Below are 18,317 nucleotides of genomic sequence, written 5' to 3' on the forward strand. Positions count from 1 at the left end.
TCGTCTTCAGCGCTTCGGGAACGCCTCGTCGTAGACCGCCCGCAACCCGGGCTCGTCGGGTCCGCTGTAACCGCAGCCCATGACCCGCAGGTCGCTCGCCGCGACGAGGTACCTCCGGCCGACCTCGGGCTCGAACCCGGCCAGGACCGGCGAGCCGGTGGCATTCCTGACCTCGATCAGGTCCGCCTCGCCGATCCAGGCGTGATGAACCTGCAGCGTCACGACATCGCCCTCGAGCCGCAGCACGGTCGCCTCGAACGCCATCTGCGCGCGTTCCCCGAGCACCGCCGCTTCCGGCGCGCGGCACCGGACGTCCGGGTCGGCGGGAGTCTCCGTGAGCACGACGACCGTGGTCTTGCGGCCTTCGGACGAGGTGGTGACCGGCGGCGCGGTCGCCGGCGGTGTGCTCGTCGCGGTCTGGGTCTGGCTGCTGGTGGCCGGCCGTCCCCCGCTGTTGTCGGGCAGCCCCGAACCGTTCACCACACCGTCCTCCGGACCGCGCTGAGCAGACGTCGGCAAGGCCACTCCCGATCCCGGCGCCTGCTCGGAACCACCGCCGGTCAGCACCAGCACCCCGGCGGCCACCGCGATCGCGGCCGCGGCCCCGACCAGCACGGGCAGCCGTCGCGAGGAGAACCGCGGCGCGACGCGCACGTCCAGCGCGGCCCCGGCAACCCGGCGGCGTGCCTCGTCGTCGGGCAGCGGACGAAGCGAGGCCGCCCGATCGGCACGGCGCATCCGGTCGCGCAGGTCGTCGTCGGTCATGGCCGCTCTCCTTCCGCCTGCTCGTCCAGCAGGGACTTCAACTTCCGGCGTGCCCGGTGCAGGCGGATGCTGACCGCGTTGGCACTCATGCCGACGACCTGGGCGATCTCGGCGGGCCCCAGCTCCTCCCACGCCCAGAGCCGCACGAGCTCGGCGTCCACGGCGGACAACCGCGCGAGCGCCCTGGCGAGCCCCGGATCGGGGTCGTCGCGTGCCGGCGCGTGCTCGGGCGGTCTCGCGAGCTGCCAGATCCGCACCAGCAACCGGTCCTGCCTGCGGCGCGTGCGGTCCGCGTTGGCGAGACAGTTGCGGGCGACGGCGTACGCCCAGGCGAGCGGTTCGGCCGGCATCTCGTCACGGCGGCGCCAGGCCACCAGCAACGTCTCGGACAGCACGTCGTCCGCGGTCGCGGCATCGGTCCGCCGCGCCAGGTACCGGCGCAGCGGCTCGATCAGCTCCTGCGCGACGGCCTCGAACCCCGTCTGGCGCGGTTCCACGTCCACCTGCTCCACCCCGGGACATGTCCGGCAGGACGCCCGCTCTTTCACTCGGCCCAGCCGAATTTCGCCACCACCCCACCACCTTTGCAACGACTCGTTTGCGGACGAAGTCCAAAGAGTCATTGCTAAGCAGCAGGTCACAGGGGTGCCGGACGATTCCGTCGGTGCGATATGTCAGCCCTGGGCCGCGCCGCCGCCGATCACTTCGCTCGACACCTGGGCGTGTGCGAGCCGCCGCAGGGCCTTGATGACGGTGTCGCCGATGAGGGTGCCGACGACCATCGCCTCGATGACGTCGTCGGGCGAGGTGTGCCGGACGACGTACTCGAGGTCGGCCTGCGCGATGATCTTCAGCCCCTCCAGGTAGGGGTCGAGGAGGTCGCGGATCTGGTCGTGGCCGACGGATCGGGCCGAGGACAGAGCGGCCGCGAGCATGTGGGTCACGTTCGACTCGGTGACGTCGACGCACTCCGACTGGCCGTGCCTCGCGAAGAACGCCTGGACGTCCGCGACGGCCTGCGGATCGAGTTCCACCGCACCCGGCTGGCTGATGGCCTCCTGGACGGCGCCGAGCTTGTTGTGCAGCGAGTCGTCGCGGGTGTCGATGGCCGAGAGCACCTCGCGCACGGAGGCGATGGACAGGCCGCCCACGTCGATGAGCGCACGCACCAGCCGGAGCCGGCGCAGGTGCTCGTCGTCGTAGTGGGCCTGGTTCGGGCTGGTCAGCACGCCGGCGGGCAGCAGTCCTTCGCGCAGGTAGTACTTGATCGTCGGCACCGCGACGCCGCTTCTCTTGGAAAGCTCGCCAACACGCATATGGATAGTGTAGCTTCCGGATAGTAGAGAGTGTCGCTATCCATTCAGGGGGTACAGAGAGATGCTTCGCACGTGGCACCGCCCGTTAGTCCTCTTCGGCTGGTCGATGGTGCTTCTGATCCCGGTCTCGCTCGTCGGTCTGCTGGTCGACGACCGGGTGATGGTCAACTCGCCGATCTGGCTCAAGCCGTTCAAGTTCGCCGTGTCGCTGGCGCTCTACGCGTTCACGCTGGCGTGGCTGCTCACGTACCTGAAGAGGTTCCAGCGCGTCGGCTGGTGGGCCGGCACCGTTCTGGCGGTGGCCGGAGCGCTGGAGATGGTCGTCATCGTCGGCCAGGTCGTGCGCGGCAAGCGCAGCCACTTCAACTTCGAGACCCCGCTCGACGGGGCGTTGTTCTCGATCATGGGCGCGACGATCGTCGTGCTGTGGGTGACGCACGCGATCGTCGCGATCCTGCTGTGGCGCACGAAGATCGAGAACGAGGCCCTGTCGTGGTCGATCCGGCTCGGGCTCGTCATCTCGTTCCTGGGGCTCGGCGTCGGCTTTCTGATGACGCAGCCGAAGCCCGGCCAGGCCCTCGACGGCGGCACCCTCGGCTCGCACACGATCGGCGCTCCCGACGGCGGTGCCTACATGGCGATCACCGGGTGGAGCACCGAGCACGGTGACCTGAGGGTCGGGCACTTCGTGGGCATGCACGCGCTGCAGGTGCTGCCGGTGCTCATCGCGCTTCTCGGCGCCCGCGCCACCACGAAGCTGGCGTGGGTCCTCAGCGGGTCGTTCCTGGGGATCTTCCTGCTCGTGACCTGGCAGGCGTTGCGCGGCCAGGCACTGTTCCAGCCCGACGGCACGACGTTGCTCGCGCTCGCCGGGATCGTCGTCGCGACCGCACTCGGCGTGGTGTGGGCGCGTGCACCGAAGAAGGAGCTCGTGACCGCATGACCGCCGTCCTGTTCGACCTGACGTTTCTGCTGATCGCGCCGTTCTGGGCGCTGATGATCCTCGCCCCGAAGTGGTCGTGGACGCGGCGGATCGCCGAGTCCCACCTGATCGCGCTGCCGCCGGTCGTGATCTACATCGTGCTGATGGTCCCCGTGCTGCCGGAGCTGCTGCCGCTGGTCACGAGCCCGGAAATCGGCGCGCTGGCCGAGTTCATGAGCACGCCGACGGGCGCGGCGCTGGTCTGGGCGCACATGATCGCGTGGGACCTGTTCGTCGGCCGCTGGATGTACCTCGAAGGACGGCGGCTCGACGTCCACCCGCTGGTCATGGCACCCGTTCTGGTGATCACGATCCTGCTGGCCCCCGTCGGGTTGCCGCTGTTCCTGATCGTCCGCAAGGTGTGTGACACAACGAACACGGGTGCCGCTGTGGTTACTCACCAGTAACTAGGGTTAGAGTTGGCGTTACCCACCGGTAGGGATGTCGCGCAGCCCCACCGGCAGTGGACAGAGTTGTCACCACAAGTGGAGGAGACGCCGTGGCCGCACCAGCAGCGCCGGCACGCGTTCGGAACGTGGTCTTCGTCGACGGCGTCCGCACGCCGTTCGGCAAGGCCGGCCCCAAGGGGATTTTCGCCGAGACCCGTGCAGACGACCTCATCGTGAAGGTCATCCGTGAGCTGCTGCGCAGGCACCCCGAGCTGCCCCCGGAGCGGGTCGACGAGGTCGCCATCGCCGCGACCACGCAGATCGGCGACCAGGGCCTCACGCTCGGCCGCACCGCGGCACTGCTCGCGGGCCTGCCGAAGTCGGTCCCCGGCTACTCGATCGACCGCATGTGCGCGGGCGCGATGACCGCCGTGACCACGGCCGCGAGCGGCATCGCGTTCGGCGCCTACGACGTCGCCATCGCGGGCGGTGTCGAGCACATGGGCCGCCACCCGATGGGTGAGGGCGTCGACCCGAACCCGCGCTTCCTGTCGGACAAGATCGTCGACACCAGCGCGCTCGTGATGGGTCAGACCGCGGAGAACCTGCACGACCGGTTCCCGCACATCACCAAGGACCGCACCGACGCCTACGCGGCCGCTTCCCAGGCCAAGTACGCCGACGCGCTCAAGAACGGCAAGATCGGCCCGGAGCTCGTGCCCGTCGCGACCCGGTCCGCGGAGAACGGCTGGGGCCTCGCGACGGCCGACGAGCCGCCGCGTCCGGGCACCACGGTCGAGGACCTGGCGAAGCTCAAGACGCCGTTCCGCCCGCACGGCCGGATCACCGCGGGCAACGCGGCCGGTCTGAACGACGGCGCGACCGGCTGCATCCTCGCCGAGGAGGAGACCGCGCGCGAACTCGGTCTTCCCATCGGCATGCGGATGGTCGGCTACTCGTTCCTGGGCGTCGAGCCCGAGGTCATGGGCATCGGCCCGGTCCCGGCCACCGAGAAGGCCCTCGAGCGCGCCGGTCTGTCCATTGAGGACATCGGCCTGTTCGAGGTCAACGAGGCGTTCGCCATCCAGGTGCTCGCGTTCCTCGACCACTTCGGCATCGCCGACGACGACCCCCGCGTGAACCAGTGGGGCGGCGCGATCGCGACCGGCCACCCGCTGGCGTCCAGCGGTGTGCGTTTGATGACGCAGCTGTCGCGTCAGTTCGCCGAGCGTCCGGACGTGCGCTACGGCCTCACCACCATGTGCATCGGCATCGGCATGGGCGGGACCGTTATCTGGGAGAACCCGAACTGGAGTGGCAAGTGACCATCACCGCTGAGGAAGCAAAGGCGATCTTCCCCGACGAGGTCGTCACCCACGCCAAGACGCGTCTGATCAGCGTGCCCGGCCTCGACAAGCCGGTCGCGTTCATCACGATCGACAACGGCCTGGACCACACCCGTCCGTCGACGTTCGGCCCGCAGTCGCTCGTCTCGCTCGGCGCGGCGTTCGACGAGGCCTACGCCGCCGGCCCGGCCGCCATCGCGGTGACCGGCAAGCCGTTCATCTTCGCCGTCGGCGCGGACCTGACCGCCGTCGAGCAGGCCACGGACCGCTCGCAGGGCGTCACGATCGGCAAGCTGGGCCACGAGGTCTTCAAGAAGTTCACCGACTCGGACATCCCGACCTTCGCCTTCGTCAACGGCGCGGTCATGGGCGGTGGCCTGGAGCTCGCGCTGTCGTGCCACTACCGCACGCTGGCGTCGAACGCGGCCGCGATCGCGCTGCCCGAGGTGTTCCTGGGCCTGTTCCCGGGCTGGGGCGGCACGCAGCTGCTGCCGAACCTGATCGGCGCCAACGACGCCGTGACGGTGATCTTCGAGAACGCGTTGAACCAGAACAAGATGCTCAAGCCGAAGGAAGCTCTCGCGCTGGGCATCGCGGACGTGCTGTTCGACTCCGCCGACTACCTGGAGCAGTCGCTGCTGTGGCTGTCCGGCGTCGTGCGCGGCGAGATCTCCGTGCCCCGCAAGGAGATCGACCGCGGTGACGCGTGGGACGCCGCCGTCGCGCGCGCCAAGGGCATCGTGCACGGCAAGACCAAGGGCGCGGCGCCCGGCGCGTTGAAGGCGCTGGAGCTGCTGGAGCTGGCGCGCGAGAACGACCTGGAGAAGGGCTACGCCGCCGAGACCGAGGGCCTCGCGGACCTCGTCATGAGCGACGAGCTGCGTGCCGGGCTGTACTCGTTCAACCTGGTGCAGAAGCGGGCGAAGCGTCCGGCCGGCGCACCGGACAAGTCGCTGGCGCACAAGGTCACCAAGGTCGGTGTCGTCGGCGCGGGCCTCATGGCCTCGCAGATGGCGCTGCTGTTCATCCGCCGCCTGCACGTGCCGGTCGTGCTGACCGACATCGACCAGGCGCGCGTGGACAAGGGCGTCGGCTACGTCCACAGCGAGATCGACAAGCTGGCGGGCAAGAAGCGGATCTCGCCCGACGAGGCGAACCGGCTGAAGGCGCTGGTGTCGGGTTCGCTCGACAAGTCCGCGTTCTCCGACGCCGACTTCGTGATCGAGGCCGTGTTCGAGGACCTCGCCGTGAAGCAGCAGGTGTTCGCCGAGGTCGAGGAGCACGTCTCCGCCGAGGCGATCCTCGCCACGAACACGTCGTCGCTGTCCATCACGGACATGGCGTCGAAGCTCAAGCACCCCGAGCGGGTCGTGGGCTTCCACTTCTTCAACCCGGTCGCGGTCATGCCGCTGCTGGAGATCGTGCGCGCCGAGCAGACCGACGACGCGACGCTCGCGACGGCGTTCTCGATCGGCAAGCAGCTCAAGAAGTCCTCGGTGCTCGTGAAGGACGCGCCCGCGTTCGTCGTGAACCGCCTGCTGACCCGCTTCATGGGCGAGGTCATCAAGTCGGTCGACGAGGGCACGTCGTTCGAGGTCGCCGACAAGGCCACGGAGCCGCTCGGCCTGCCGATGTCGCCGATGATCCTGCTGCAGCTCGTCGGTTCCGCCGTCGCGCTGCACGTGTCGGAGACGATGCACGGCGCGTTCCCGGACCGCTTCTCGGTGTCGGAGAACATGAAGAAGTTCGTCGCCGCCGGCAAGGGCGCGGTCTGGCAGTGGGACGCCTCCGGCAACCAGACCGTCGACCCCGAGGTCCAGGCGCTGTGGGAGTTCGGTGACTCGCCCCTGACCGGTGACGAGGTCAAGACGCGCGCGCTCGAGGCGCTGGCCGAGGAGATCCGGATCATGCTCGACGAGGGTGTGGTCGCGGAGGCGCAGGACATCGACCTGTGCATGCTCCTGGGCGCCGGGTGGCCGTTCTGGCTGGGCGGCATCACGCCGTACCTGGACCGCACCGGCATCTCCGAGAAGGTGACCGGAAAGCGTTTCCTGGCACCGGGTGTGGCCTCCGTGCCCGCCTGATCGCCGCAACGTCCAGGGGCGCCCCTCCACCGGCCTGGCGGAGGGGCGCCTCTGTCGTTGGACCGCCCGGAGGGGAAGGCCTAGGCCTCCGGCACCATTTCCGGCTGGTGGAGCTCGGCCGACCCGTCCTCGCGGATGAAGTAGGCGTCGATGTTCGTGGCGCGCAGAGTCACCTCGGAGCCGGCCACCAGTTCCCGGTAGCGCAGCAGGTCGGGCAGCCCGATGGCGACGGTGTCGAACGGGTGCGTCTGGCGCAGCATCAACGACCTGCGCAGCGCCTCGCTGAACGCCCAGCGTGGTGCGTCGTCATCTCCGGGGACTTCTACCAGCGCGCCTTCGAGGTGATGTTCGAGCGCGGCTCGCACGTGGTCCGCGGTGCACCACGACGCGATGTCCGTGACAGTCATGTGTCACGTATCGGGATGAATCGCGGGATCATTAGCCGTTGGGATGTTTCGATCAGGTCATGTTCCCGTGTCCCGCGATCCTGCTGGACGTCGACGGCCCGCTGAACCCGTACTTGGCGAAGCCGACCCGGCGTCCGGCCGGCTACACCACACATCGAATCCTTCCGTACGGTTTCTTCCGCCCTCTGCGCGTGTGGCTGGACCCGTCACACGGACCGTGGCTGCTGTCGCTCGCCGCCGCGACCGGCGCGGACCTGGTGTGGGCGACGACGTGGGAGCACGAGGCGAACGAGTTCATCGGGCCGCGCATCGGACTGCCCGAGCTGGAGTGGATCGACTTCGGCGGCCGCGGCTCCGATCACGCCGACGGCCGCCACGGCAAGGTTCCGGCGATCACCGAGTGGGCGGGGACGCGTCCGATCGCCTGGCTGGACGACGAGTTCCAGCCAGGAGACCAGGAGTGGGCGGCGAGCAGGCCGGACACGCTGCTGGTGCCGGTCGACCCGCGCAAGGGGATCGGCGTGGACCACCTGGAACGGGTCCGGGCGTTCCTCACTGGTGCAGAGCGATCTCCGCGAACTCCTGCACCCGCGCGACCGTGATGCCCTCGCGCTGTTCCACCGCCAGCGGGTGATCGGTGGGCTCGACCTCGACCAACGGCCGCACCCCGATCTCCTGCGTGTGCAGGTTGATCTTGAGGTTGAGCGTCGTGGGCTCGTAGCCGGGCAGGATTGTCGACAGCCAGCCGAAGTAGGGCGGCTCGTTCACGCGGGCGGGGTCCTCGAAGACCTCGATCATGCGCGCGAAGTTCGCCGGAGAGAGGGACACCCACACTCCCCAGTCGAACTCCTCCTCGGCGTCGCGCACCGGCAGCACGATGCGGCCGCGCACGAAGAAGTGCTCGTTCTCGATCACGCACTGCTCCCCGGCGAGGAAGCTGCCCGGCTTGTCGGCGACGTCCGGCGACCAGTACACGGGCGCGGCCATCGAGTAACCGAACGGAAGGCCGTCGTGCACCTCACCGCAGCACGAACAGGTGAACCCCGGAGAAGTCATGGCGGGCAGCCTAGAGCCTGCCCGATGGGCTCCTGGACCAGCTGTTCGCGTTCGGTCCCGGCCGGTACTTCTTCCACGGCGCTCAGACCTGACGGATCGGCACGACCTCCACGAGCCGCCCGACGTCCTTGAAGTCCTTGACGTTCATCGTCAGCACGGGCAGGCCGGCGACCGCCGCCGTGGCCGCGATCTGCAGGTCCATCCGCCGCGGGCGCGGGCTGCGGCCGGCACGGCGCACCAGCGAGGCCATCTGCCCGTAGACCTTGGCCTCCTCGACGCCGAACGGCAGCACTTCGAACGTCTGCAGCGCCGCGTAATACCGCTCCGTGCGCGCGAACCGCTCGACCGGGTCCTCCGTGTCGAGCCCGAACGCGAGCTCCGCGATGGTGACGGCGCTCAGGAACGGCTGGGCGTTCACGTACTCACCCAGGTTCGCCCGCTCGAGCCTGATCAGCACACAGGTGTCGAGCAGACAGCTCAGCTCTGCCACGGGTCGTCCAGCGGGTCGTCCGCGCCGAACACCTCGTCGGCCGCGCGGCGGTCGGCCTCCCACCGGTCCGCGTCGACCGGCGGCAGCGTGCCGAACAGCACCTGGACGTCACCCAGGGGCGGCCGCGTCACGGCGTCCTCCCGGTACGGCAGGAGCTGGGCGACGGGCTTGTTGTTGCGGGTGACGACGAAGCCCTCACCCGCCTCGACGCGCCGCATGATCTCCGCGTTGTCGTTGCGGAGCTCACGCTGGCCGATGGCTTTGAGCTGCTGCATGCCACCACCGTAGCGCAAAACACAGAAAAGTGCTACGGAGTAGCTACAGCGACGCCGGGCTACCCGGACGGCGTGATCAGCATCGGCACGTCGGGCTGGCGCTACCCCGAGTGGCGCGACGGCTTCTACCGCGGAGTTCCCCAGCGGCTGTGGCTGAGCCACCTGGCCGCCCAGATGGACACGATCGAGATCAACAGCTCCTTCTACCGCCTCCAGCCGACGTCGAACTACCGCAAGTGGGTCGCCGAGACTCCCCCGGACTTCGTCTTCGCCGTCAAGGGCTCCAAGCTGATCACGCACGTCAAACGCCTGCGCGACATCGAGGACCCGCTCAAGACGTTCACCGAATCGCTCGCGCTGGGGCCGAAGCAGGGGCCGATCATCTGGCAGCTGCCACCGTCACTGCGCTTCGACCGCGCAACGCTCCAGGACTTCCTCGCCGCACTCCCGCCGGGCCGGCACGCGCTCGAACCGCGCCACGAGTCGTTTCGCACGGACGCCTACTTCGACCTGCTCCACGCGCACAACGTCGCCCACGTCGTGTCGGACGCACCGACGTTCCCGTGCATCGAGGCCGTGACCGCCGACTTCGCGTACCTGCGCCTGCACGGTCACGACGAGCTGTACATCAGCTCCTACGACGACGACCAGCTCGACGAGTGGGCCGGGAAGATCCACGAGTGGGACCGCGACACCTACGTCTACTTCGACAACACGATGCACGGCGCGGCGCCGTACAACGCGCTGAGCCTCATGGCCCGGTCCACGTCCGCAACGCGACGGGAAGCGTCTCCGGATCGGCCACCCAGGCGACGTGACCGTCCGGCCTGACCAGCATCCCGCCGAACTCGTCCAGCAGCACCGGCCGGCCGGGACGCAGCAGCTCGGCGACGGTCGTGGACCTGCCGCCGACCTCGACCGCGAGGTTCGGCGCCAGCCGCCCGAGCAACGGGTGGTCACCCGGTATACGAGGGTCATACCGCGTGTCGACACCGGTGACCAGCTCAGCGAGGTGCGTTCCCGCCGCCGCACCCAGTTCTGCGACGAGGTCTCGCACCGGTGAGAGCTCCTCACGCCCGAGCAACGACTGCGCCCGCGCCGTCCGCACCACGCGCGCACCCACCGGATGCCGCTCGTCGTGGTAGGTCTGCAGCAGGCCGCTGGGCGCCCGCCCCGACACGGTCGCGGCCAGCTTCCAGCCGAGGTTCATCGCGTCGGCGAGCGCCACGTTCACGCCGACCGCTCCCGCCGGCGGATGCACGTGCGCGGAGTCCCCGGCGAGGATCACGCGACCTCGCACGTAGCTCTCCGCCTGCCGGGCGGCGTCGGAGAACCTGCTGAGCCACAGGGGTCTCCCGAGCGGCACCTCGCGGCCGAGCCGCGCGGTCAGCAGTTCCCGCACGTACCCGAACTCGACCGGGCCGGTGCGCGGTTCGGGTTCGTCGAGCACGATCCGCACGTACCCCGGCCGGGGCAGCACGAACACCTCCCCCGTCGCCAGCGCGTCGAAGTCGGCCTCGACGTCCGCGACCAGCCCGTACGAGGTCGCGTCCACACCGGGGAAGCCGATGCCGGCCCGCTTGCGCACCGTGCTGCGGCTGCCGTCGCACCCGACCAGGTACGAGACGCGCCACCGCTCCTCGCCGACCACGACGTCGACACCGTCAGCGTCCTGCGCGAAGTCCACCACCTCGCGGCCCCACCGCACGCGCACACCGAGTTCGGCGAGCCACTCCTCCAGCAGCTCTTCGACGCGGTTCTGAGCGATGCCGAGCGCGTAGGGGTGGTCGGTGTCCATGGCCGAGAAGTCGAGGGCCATGCCCGGCAGGAACATCCCGTACGGCACAACGGGTCCTTCGGCGAGGAACCGGTCGGCGAGCCCGCGCCGGTCGAGCAGCTCGAGGCTGCGCGCGGACAACGTGAAGCCGCGCGGATGCGGGAACCGCCTGGGGGCCGCGTCCACCACGGCCACCTCGACGCCGGCCAACGCCAGCTCGGCCGCGACCATCAGCCCCGCCGGGCCCGCGCCGGTAACGAGAACGGTCATGACTCCTCCGGCCACGGCAGACGCCCGGACTCGACGTCGCCGATGATCTCCTCGACCCACCCCAGCTCGGCCTCGGCCATGCGCACCGCGTACTCCACCTCCACCACGAACAGCCGCGGCACCTGCTCCAGCGCGTCCCGGTGGGATCCGCGCATCTCCTCCAGCGAGGCCCGCAGCCGCTCCGCCCGTTCCCGCAACGCCTCCACCGCACCAGCGGGCCCCAGAGCGCCGAGGTAGCTGACGGCGGAGAGGAACTTCGGGAACTCGGGCTGCGGTTCGCGCACCAGCCGGTCGACCCAGCGGGTGAACTCCTCCCGCCCCACCTCGGTGAGCCCGTAGATCGTGCGCTCCGGCCGGGCACCGACCTTCACCGTCTCGCGCGCCTCGATCCACCCCTCACGCATGAGCGCGCGCACCACGTCGTAAAGCGAACCGGTCGTGACCTTGAAAGCCCTGTCCATGCCGCGTTCGCGCAACGTCGCCGCCATCGCGTGCGGGTGCAAGGGCGACTCCAGCAGCAGTCCCAGCACCGCCATACCCAGCGGGTTCTTCATCACTCGGCTCCGATCGCTCGGTTCCGAGTATTTGCGGCACGGTCCGGGTTGTCAACTAGCCTGTTCAGATATGAGAACGATTCGCGTCTTGGCTCCCCTGCTCCTGGCCGCGAGTCTCGTGGCTCCCGTGCAAGCGCACGCGGACGAGGCGGCCTGGACCGGCCCCCTCAGCACCCGAGGCCGGTGGATCGTCGACGCACACGGCGACCGCTTCAAGCTCAAGTCCGGCAACTGGCACGGTGCGAGCGGCACCTACACCGGCTCCGGCGACATCAACGACCCCGCCAACCACCACTCCGGCGAGAAGGCCGACCAGGTCCCGCTCGGCCTCGACCGCGCGCCGATGGCGACGATCATCAGCGGCTTCAAGGAGATCGGCGTCAACAGCATCAGGCTGCCGTTCTCCAACCAGATGATCAAGGACACCAACCCGGTCCACGGCCTGAAGGACGCGCAGCTCAACGGAAAGCGGCCGCTGGAGGTGTACGACGCGGTCGTGGCCGAGCTGACGCGCAACAACCTCGCCGTCATCCTCAACAACCACACCACGACGTCGCGGTGGTGCTGCGGCGTCGACGGCAACGAGCGGTGGAACACCAGCCAGAGCACCGACCAGTGGATCAACGACTGGGCGTTCATGGCCGACCGCTACAAGGCGAACAAGCGCGTGGTCGGCGCAGACCTCTACAACGAGGTTCGCCGCAACGTCTGGGACGACCCGAACTGGGGCTGGGGCAACGACCACGACTGGCACAAGGCGTCCCAGCAGGCCGCCGACCGCCTCCAGCAAGTGGCGCCCGACCTGCTCGTCATCGTCGAGGGCATCAACTGGACGGGCATCCCGGTCGACGGCTTCGCGCACGGCCGGCCGACGCTGGAGCCGGCGCGCTTCCTCAGCCACACGCTCGCCAACCCCGCCAAGCTCGTCTACTCGGCCCACTTCTACGGCTACACGGGACCGAACCACAGCGGTGCGACGGGAATCGGCGAGACGACCGACCCTCGTTACCAGGACCTCTCACCGCAGGAGCACGTCAACGTCCTGCAGCGCCAAGCCTTCTTCATCACCGAGGCGCAGAAGCACTTCACCGCGCCGCTGTGGATCAGCGAGTTCGGTGTCGGCGGCCGCGGCGAGAACAACCCCAAGGCACGCGACTGGTTCGAGCGGTTCGTGAACCAGCTGATCGCCGGCGACACCGACTTCGCCTACTGGCCGCTGGTCGGGTTCCACACCGACCGCGGCGGCAACGGATGGGCGTTGCTGCACTGGGACGCGGCCGGCAACCGCATGGGCGTCAACGACGGTGACGACTGGCGGGCCGGCGCGTGGAACCGCCTCGTCACCGCGCCGAGCCGCACCGGCCAGGTCCCGCACGAGACGCGGTGGAACCAGCTCCTCAAGGAGTCCTGCCCGCAGAGCGAGAAGCTCGTCGGCATCAGCCACACCGGCAACCGAGGCCTGTGCGTCAGCGGTCCACAGTGGAGCGGTGCGACCAGGGTCACCAACGAGCAGCACGTGACCGCCGACTGGGCGTCCGGCTACACGAAACTCCAGTGCCCGAACAACAACGCGGCCGTCGGCTACGCGAACTTCACGCTGGTCTGCGCGCCGGTCGCGACCGGATCGGCCGGCCGCGTCGTCTGGTTCGACCGCGGCGACAACCGGCCGGACCAGGGCGGCGACTGGGCCAACGGGCACTACAAGGGCCAGTGCGCGCAGGACGAGCACATCGCCGGTATCGCCTACAACTGGCGCAGGACGCCGGACGCGCTGCTCTGCCGGAAGTGAAGTCCGAAGTGGTCCAGGAAGGCGGCCGCGGGATCTTCGACGTCCGTCGAGGTCCTGCGGCCGTTCTCCGTCCGCACGACCTTCTTGTCCGTCACGGTGATCCGCCCCGCGGGCAAGGCGAGCGACGCCATCGGACCGGCGCGGAAGTGCGACTCCGGCGCGGTCTGGTGCCACCAGCAGGTCGGCACGAACTCGGCGAGCTCGCGCGGCCGGAGATCCAGCCGGTAGCGGGGCTTGCCGTCCATCCACACCTCCACGTCGTCCCCCGAGTCCGCGAGCCGGAACACGCCGAACGGATCGTGCTGGTCCTCTCGCGACCTCCAGTCGAGCGGGCGCAGCGTGAACGACCCGAACCCGACGTCGGCGAGCCAGGTCCCGTCCACGAGCAGTGCCATGTGGTCGAGCGGCGGGCCGAGCCGCCCGCTCTCGCCCACCGTCCGGGCCGCGAGCAGGTCGACGTCGTGTCCCAAGTGCCGCAACAACTCCGCGAACAACCCGTTGAGCTCGTAGCAGAACCCGCCCCGCCGCTGCGTCACGATCTTGTCGTGCAGCCACGGGACCTCCAGCACGATCCGCGTGTCCATGTGCGTGCAGAGGTTCTCGAACGGGACGCTCAGCAGGTGCCGTTCGTGCAGCTCCGCCAACGACGACGTGCGGGTGGCACCGATGCGCTGTAGGTAGTCGTCCACCGTGCCACGATATCCACATGGGTGAGGTCAGGATCGGCACTTCGGGGTGGGTTTACCCACCTTGGCGCGGCGTGTTCTACCCCAAGGGCGTCACGCAGAAGCGCGAGCTGGCCTACCTGAGCGAGCAGCTCGGTTCGGTGGAGATCAACGGCTCCTTCTACTCGCTGCAACGCCCGTCGAGCTACCAGAAGTGGGCCGCGGAGACGCCGGACGACTTCGTGTTCTCCGTCAAGGGCAGCCGTTTCATCACGCACATGAAGCGCCTCAAGGACGGCAAGGAGCTGCTCGCGAACTACCTCGCGTCCGGAGTCCTCGCCCTGGGCCCAAAGCTCGGCCCGATCCTATGGCAGCTCCCGCCCACGCTGCGGTTCGACGCGGACCTGCTCACCGGCTTCTTCGAGGGCCTGCCCCGCACCACCACCGAGGCCGCCGAGGTCGCGAAGCTCCACGACCACCGCGTCGACCCGGCCCACACCACCACCGACGCCGAACGGCCGATGCGCTACGCCCTCGAAGTGCGCCACGACAGCTTCAACACGCCGGAGTTCGTCGAGCTGCTCCGGCGCCACGACATCGCGCTGGTGGTCGCGGACGCGGCCGGCAAGTACCCGCTGATCGAAGAGGTGACGAGCGACTTCGTCTACGTCCGGCTGCACGGCCACGACGAGCTCTACGTCAGCGGCTACACCGACGAGGGCCTCGACGAGTGGGCCGGGAAGGTCCGCGCCTGGCGCGAGCACGGCGACGTGTTCGTCTACTTCGACAACGACGCGAAGGCCTACGCCCCGCGCGACGCCAAGGCGTTCCAAGATCGTCTGGCACGTTGATCCGAACGGACGCACACTCATCCGGACGGAGGTGCGCCCATGTCGACGAAGAGCATCATCGCCGCCCTGGTGATCACTGCGGGCTCGGTTGCCTCCAGTGGGATCGCCGTAGCGCAGAGTGACAAGACCTGCGACAAGGGGGAGTTCTGCGTGTGGTCCGGTGCGGACTACACCGGAACGGTTCAGCGCCTCGACGTGGAATCGGCGAACCCCGGCGAGTGCATCACCCTCACGGTGACCGGGAAGTCGTTCGCCAACCGCCTGAGCAGGGACGCGACGGTCTACCAGCGCGAGAACTGCTCGACCGAGGCCGAGTTCACCACCTATCCGAAGCACGGCACCTACGTGCCGGACGCCTACTTCGTGATCAGAGGCCTGCAGGTGTGGGGTCCTTAACGACGGCGACCAACTTTAGTCACCCTATGTAACACCACTCGATCGTGTGAGTACTCGTCAGTAGGTCCCCTTTCGTGCCTAAGTTGCCGCCCTATCGAGTGGTGGCAGCTGGAGGAAATGTGACCGTGGCGGGTGAAGCCGGGTTACTCGAACTGATGGCCGGGAGACTGGCCAAGGACGATCTCACCCCACGTGCGGCAGAGCTGGTGCTGGCGGCGTGCCGGGGAGACGCGGCGCTGGAGCGCGCGCTCGACGGTGTGCCCTCACAGGAGGAACCTCCGCGGCAGCGGACCGACGGCCCCGGCCAGGAGATCTTCGTGTCGGAGATCCGGGTGCGCGGCTTCCGGGGAATCGGACCCCAGGCACGCCTGCCGCTGGCGCCGGGGCCAGGCCTGACCGTCGTCACCGGGCGCAACGGCTCGGGCAAGTCGAGCTTCGCCGAGGCCGCCGAGCTGGCGCTGACCGGCTACAACTCGCGCTGGACCCGAGCACGGCACGACGTGTGGCGGCAGGGCTGGCGCAACCTGCACCAGCGCGACACCGCCGTCGAGCTGGAGCTCTTCCAGAGCGCCCGGACGGACAGGACGACGATCCGAAGACAGTGGGCGCCGGAGGACGATCTGGCGCGCGGTGAGTGGACGCAGGACGACAAGCCGTTCGACGGCAGCAGGTGGCACGACGCGCTGGAGACCTACCGGCCGTTCCTGCCCTACAGCGAACTGGGGACCGTCCTCGACGCGCAGCCCGAGGACCTCTACGAGGCGATGCACCGCCTCCTCGGCCTGGAAGCGATCACCGAGGCGCAGCAGGCGCTCGCCGAGCACCGCAAACGTCTCGCCGAGGTCGTCGCCCGCCCTCACGACCGGCGGGAACGCGTGCGCGCGGAGTTGCTGGCGTCCCAGGACGAACGCGCCCGCCGCGCCGCCGCGCTGCTCGGCAGCACCTCCCCCGACCTCGACGCCATCGCGGACCTGGCGCTCGGCGCGGACGTCGGCAGCGGCACGAACCTGCTGCACCAGATCGTGGACGTGGCGCTGCCGCCCGACGAGGAGGTCGAGCGGGTCCGCGAGACGCTCGACCAGGCGCTCGGCGCGGTCACCGTCGTGGCCACGGCCAACGCGCAGGACTCGTTGCGGTGCAGCGAGATCCTGAGGCTCGCGATCCAGCTGCAGGAGTCGGGCGGCAGCCAGACGTGCCCGGTGTGCGATCTCGGCCGGCTCGACGGGATGTGGCTCGCGAAGGCAAAGGACCGCGCCGAGCACCTCGCGCGCGCCGCCGCCGAGCTCCACGAGGCCGCCGACCGCCTGGACGTGGCGGTCGCGGCCACGCGGGCGTTGTGCGTGCCGGTGCCCGAGGTGCTCTCCGAGGCGCAGGACGTGCTCGACACGACGACCGCGCTGCAGGCCTGGCAGGCGTGGGAGGCCTGCGTGTCGATCGACGACCCGGTGCGGCTGCGCCAGGAGCTGTTCGACCGGTACGCGGACCTCGTCCAGGCCGTGGACCAGCTCAAGACCGTGGCGCGCGACCAGATCGACCGGCGCGACCTGGTGTGGCGGCCGATGGCGATCGCGTTGTTCGAGTGGCATTCGCAGGCTCAGCAAGCGCTTGCGGACGCCGAGGTGCTCGCCGACGTGACGGAGGCGGAGAACTGGATCCGCAAGACCGCGGCCACGCTGCGGTCCGAGCGGATCGCGCCGTTCGCCAAGGAGTCGCAGCGGATCTGGCAGCGGTTGCGCCAGCAGAGCAACGTCGACCTGGGCGCGGTGCGGCTCGGCGGCACCCGCAACGTCGAGCTGGACGTGTCGGTCGACGGCGTCTCGAACTCGGCGCTCGCCGTGATGAGCCAGGGCGAGCTGCACTCCCTGGGGCTCGCGTTGTTCCTGCCGCGCGCGCTGGTGGACGAGAGCCCGTTCCGGTTCGTGATGATCGACGACCCGGTGCAGGCGATGGACCCGTCCAAGGTGGACGGTCTCGCGCAGGTGCTCGCCGACGTCGGGCTGACCCGCCAGGTCGTGGTCTTCACACACGACGAACGGCTGGTGGAGGCGTTGCGGAGGCTGCGGCTGCCGGCGACGGTCTGGGAGGTCTGCCGCGGTGAGGACTCCGTCGTGCAGGTGCGGATGTCCGACGACCCGGTCGGCCGCTGCCTGGCCGACGCCCGCGCGATGCGGGTCGACGAGGACCTGCCGGACGCGTTGCGGGCCGAGCTCGTGGCGTCGTGCTGCCGGGCGGCCCTGGAAGCGGCGGCGCACGCCCGGTTCCGCCGCGAACGGCTCGGCCGCGGCGTCCCGCACGCCGAGGTCGAGCGCCTGCTCGAATGCGCGCTGACGACCAGGCAGAAGCTCGCGCTGGCCGTCCTCGACGACCTGGCGGAGCCCGCGAAGCTGTTGCCGCACCTGGAGAACGTCGTCGGCTCGTGGGCGGTGGACCTGCTGCTGGCGTGCCGGGTCGGCGGGGAGTGCGGAGATCTGGACGTGCTGATCCGCGACACCGAACTGCTCGCGGGGTGGTTGCAGCGATGAGTCTCCCCTCCTATGTCCAGGACCGGCTGACCTGCGTGGCGAACCTGCTGGCGCGCCCCGACCAGCTCGACGGGGTGCGGATCCGCTGCTGTGCCGAGCTGTTGCGCACCGCGGTGGAACGGTCGGTGGCCCGCGCCTGCGGGGCCGGGAACACCGACCAGCCCGTGCACGCCCTGCTGATCAGTCTTCCGTCCCACGTGGACGCCGACGCGGCGCACGACGCCTCCCAGCTGTGGCACGCGCTGAGCCGTGCGATCCGGCACCACGGCTACGAACTGACCCCGACCGTCGAGGAGCTGACCGGCTGGCACGCCGACACCGCCTCGGTCGTGGCGTCCCTCGAGCCGACCCTGACCCTTTCCGGCAACATCGACCTCACCTGA

Annotated in this window: 21 protein-coding genes; 11 read left to right on the top strand and 10 right to left on the bottom strand. The window is 69.5% G+C overall.

Annotation, left to right across the window (positions count from 1 at the left end; all coding sequences use genetic code 11):
* Positions 1-6: 6 nt before the first annotated feature.
* The 3 genes from ORI60_RS38935 to ORI60_RS38945 form a co-directional block, all read right to left on the bottom strand.
* Positions 7-765 carry a hypothetical protein gene (locus ORI60_RS38935; RefSeq protein ID WP_266043039.1) on the bottom strand — a complete coding sequence of 253 codons (759 nt, stop codon included), beginning with the start codon at positions 763-765 and terminating at the stop codon, positions 7-9.
* Positions 762-1,268: an RNA polymerase sigma factor gene (locus tag ORI60_RS38940; protein ID WP_266043040.1), complete on the bottom strand. Its 507-nt coding sequence runs from the start codon at positions 1,266-1,268 to the stop codon at positions 762-764. Before ORI60_RS38940 ends, ORI60_RS38935 begins: the two co-directional genes overlap by 4 nt.
* 171 nt (positions 1,269-1,439) lie before the next feature.
* Positions 1,440-2,081, bottom strand: a complete 642-nt coding sequence (locus ORI60_RS38945; protein ID WP_266043041.1) for a MerR family transcriptional regulator — start codon at positions 2,079-2,081, stop codon at positions 1,440-1,442.
* Between the two features lie 61 nt (positions 2,082-2,142).
* Between ORI60_RS38945 and ORI60_RS38950 the strand changes: the two genes are divergently transcribed.
* The 4 genes from ORI60_RS38950 to ORI60_RS38965 all read left to right on the top strand — a co-directional run bounded on the left by ORI60_RS38950 (position 2,143) and on the right by ORI60_RS38965 (position 6,882).
* Positions 2,143-3,024 carry a hypothetical protein gene (locus ORI60_RS38950; RefSeq protein ID WP_266043042.1) on the top strand — a complete coding sequence of 294 codons (882 nt, stop codon included), beginning with the start codon at positions 2,143-2,145 and terminating at the stop codon, positions 3,022-3,024.
* Positions 3,021-3,470, top strand: a complete 450-nt coding sequence (locus tag ORI60_RS38955) for an ABA4-like family protein (protein ID WP_266043043.1) — start codon at positions 3,021-3,023, stop codon at positions 3,468-3,470. Before ORI60_RS38950 ends, ORI60_RS38955 begins: the two co-directional genes overlap by 4 nt.
* Before the next feature lie 92 nt (positions 3,471-3,562).
* Positions 3,563-4,777: a thiolase family protein gene (locus ORI60_RS38960; RefSeq protein WP_266043044.1), complete on the top strand. Its 1,215-nt coding sequence runs from the start codon at positions 3,563-3,565 to the stop codon at positions 4,775-4,777.
* Entirely contained in the window at positions 4,774-6,882 is a 2,109-nt protein-coding gene (locus ORI60_RS38965; protein ID WP_266043045.1) for a 3-hydroxyacyl-CoA dehydrogenase NAD-binding domain-containing protein, read from the top strand. The genes ORI60_RS38960 and ORI60_RS38965 overlap by 4 nt, the downstream gene beginning before the upstream one ends.
* A gap of 80 nt (positions 6,883-6,962) precedes the next feature.
* On the opposite strand, the gene ORI60_RS38970 is transcribed toward ORI60_RS38965, so the two are convergent.
* Entirely contained in the window at positions 6,963-7,289 is a 327-nt protein-coding gene (locus ORI60_RS38970; protein WP_266043046.1) for a hypothetical protein, read from the bottom strand.
* A 59-nt stretch (positions 7,290-7,348) separates the two neighbouring features.
* Here ORI60_RS38970 and ORI60_RS38975 point away from each other — a divergent pair, with 59 nt between their 5' ends.
* Positions 7,349-7,891 carry an HAD domain-containing protein gene (locus ORI60_RS38975; RefSeq protein WP_266043047.1) on the top strand — a complete coding sequence of 181 codons (543 nt, stop codon included), beginning with the start codon at positions 7,349-7,351 and terminating at the stop codon, positions 7,889-7,891.
* On the opposite strand, the gene ORI60_RS38980 is transcribed toward ORI60_RS38975, so the two are convergent.
* The 3 genes from ORI60_RS38980 to ORI60_RS38990 form a co-directional block, all read right to left on the bottom strand.
* Complete coding sequence (locus ORI60_RS38980) at positions 7,842-8,345, bottom strand: DUF2199 domain-containing protein (RefSeq protein ID WP_266043048.1); 504 nt, start codon at positions 8,343-8,345, stop codon at positions 7,842-7,844. The two genes, ORI60_RS38975 and ORI60_RS38980, sit on opposite strands and share 50 nt — an antisense overlap.
* Positions 8,346-8,427: 82 nt before the next feature.
* The gene (locus ORI60_RS38985; RefSeq protein ID WP_245983624.1) at positions 8,428-8,835 is read right to left on the bottom strand and encodes a type II toxin-antitoxin system VapC family toxin; all 408 of its coding nucleotides are present in this window, start codon (positions 8,833-8,835) and stop codon (positions 8,428-8,430) included.
* Entirely contained in the window at positions 8,823-9,110 is a 288-nt protein-coding gene (locus ORI60_RS38990; RefSeq protein WP_266043049.1) for a type II toxin-antitoxin system Phd/YefM family antitoxin, read from the bottom strand. The genes ORI60_RS38985 and ORI60_RS38990 overlap by 13 nt, the downstream gene beginning before the upstream one ends.
* 72 nt (positions 9,111-9,182) lie before the next feature.
* Between ORI60_RS38990 and ORI60_RS38995 the strand changes: the two genes are divergently transcribed.
* Positions 9,183-9,941, top strand: a complete 759-nt coding sequence (locus ORI60_RS38995) for a DUF72 domain-containing protein (protein ID WP_266043050.1) — start codon at positions 9,183-9,185, stop codon at positions 9,939-9,941.
* Here the strand turns inward: ORI60_RS38995 and ORI60_RS39000 are convergent.
* Together ORI60_RS39000 and ORI60_RS39005 are read right to left on the bottom strand one after the other, a co-directional pair.
* Positions 9,862-11,157, bottom strand: a complete 1,296-nt coding sequence (locus tag ORI60_RS39000) for an FAD-dependent monooxygenase (RefSeq protein ID WP_266043051.1) — start codon at positions 11,155-11,157, stop codon at positions 9,862-9,864. The genes ORI60_RS38995 and ORI60_RS39000 overlap by 80 nt on opposite strands.
* Positions 11,154-11,711, bottom strand: coding sequence for a PadR family transcriptional regulator (locus ORI60_RS39005; RefSeq protein WP_266043052.1), 558 nt, complete (start codon positions 11,709-11,711; stop codon positions 11,154-11,156). The genes ORI60_RS39000 and ORI60_RS39005 overlap by 4 nt, the downstream gene beginning before the upstream one ends.
* An 88-nt stretch (positions 11,712-11,799) precedes the next feature.
* Between ORI60_RS39005 and ORI60_RS39010 the strand changes: the two genes are divergently transcribed.
* Entirely contained in the window at positions 11,800-13,500 is a 1,701-nt protein-coding gene (locus ORI60_RS39010; protein WP_323055992.1) for a glycoside hydrolase family 5 protein, read from the top strand.
* Here ORI60_RS39010 and ORI60_RS39015 read toward each other — a convergent pair.
* Complete coding sequence (locus ORI60_RS39015) at positions 13,455-14,189, bottom strand: arylamine N-acetyltransferase family protein (protein WP_266043054.1); 735 nt, start codon at positions 14,187-14,189, stop codon at positions 13,455-13,457. The two genes, ORI60_RS39010 and ORI60_RS39015, sit on opposite strands and share 46 nt — an antisense overlap.
* Positions 14,190-14,206: 17 nt before the next feature.
* Here ORI60_RS39015 and ORI60_RS39020 point away from each other — a divergent pair, with 17 nt between their 5' ends.
* The 4 genes from ORI60_RS39020 (at position 14,207) to ORI60_RS39035 (ending at position 18,317) form a co-directional block, all read left to right on the top strand.
* Positions 14,207-15,016: a DUF72 domain-containing protein gene (locus ORI60_RS39020; RefSeq protein WP_266043055.1), complete on the top strand. Its 810-nt coding sequence runs from the start codon at positions 14,207-14,209 to the stop codon at positions 15,014-15,016.
* 39 nt (positions 15,017-15,055) lie between these two features.
* Positions 15,056-15,412 carry a peptidase inhibitor family I36 protein gene (locus ORI60_RS39025; protein ID WP_266043056.1) on the top strand — a complete coding sequence of 119 codons (357 nt, stop codon included), beginning with the start codon at positions 15,056-15,058 and terminating at the stop codon, positions 15,410-15,412.
* A 155-nt stretch (positions 15,413-15,567) separates the two neighbouring features.
* Positions 15,568-17,934, top strand: coding sequence for an AAA family ATPase (locus ORI60_RS39030; protein ID WP_266043057.1), 2,367 nt, complete (start codon positions 15,568-15,570; stop codon positions 17,932-17,934).
* Positions 17,931-18,317: a hypothetical protein gene (locus ORI60_RS39035; protein WP_266043058.1), complete on the top strand. Its 387-nt coding sequence runs from the start codon at positions 17,931-17,933 to the stop codon at positions 18,315-18,317. The genes ORI60_RS39030 and ORI60_RS39035 overlap by 4 nt, the downstream gene beginning before the upstream one ends.

The sequence above is a fragment of the Lentzea sp. NEAU-D7 genome (assembly GCF_026242055.1).
Lineage (GTDB): Bacteria > Actinomycetota > Actinomycetes > Mycobacteriales > Pseudonocardiaceae > Lentzea.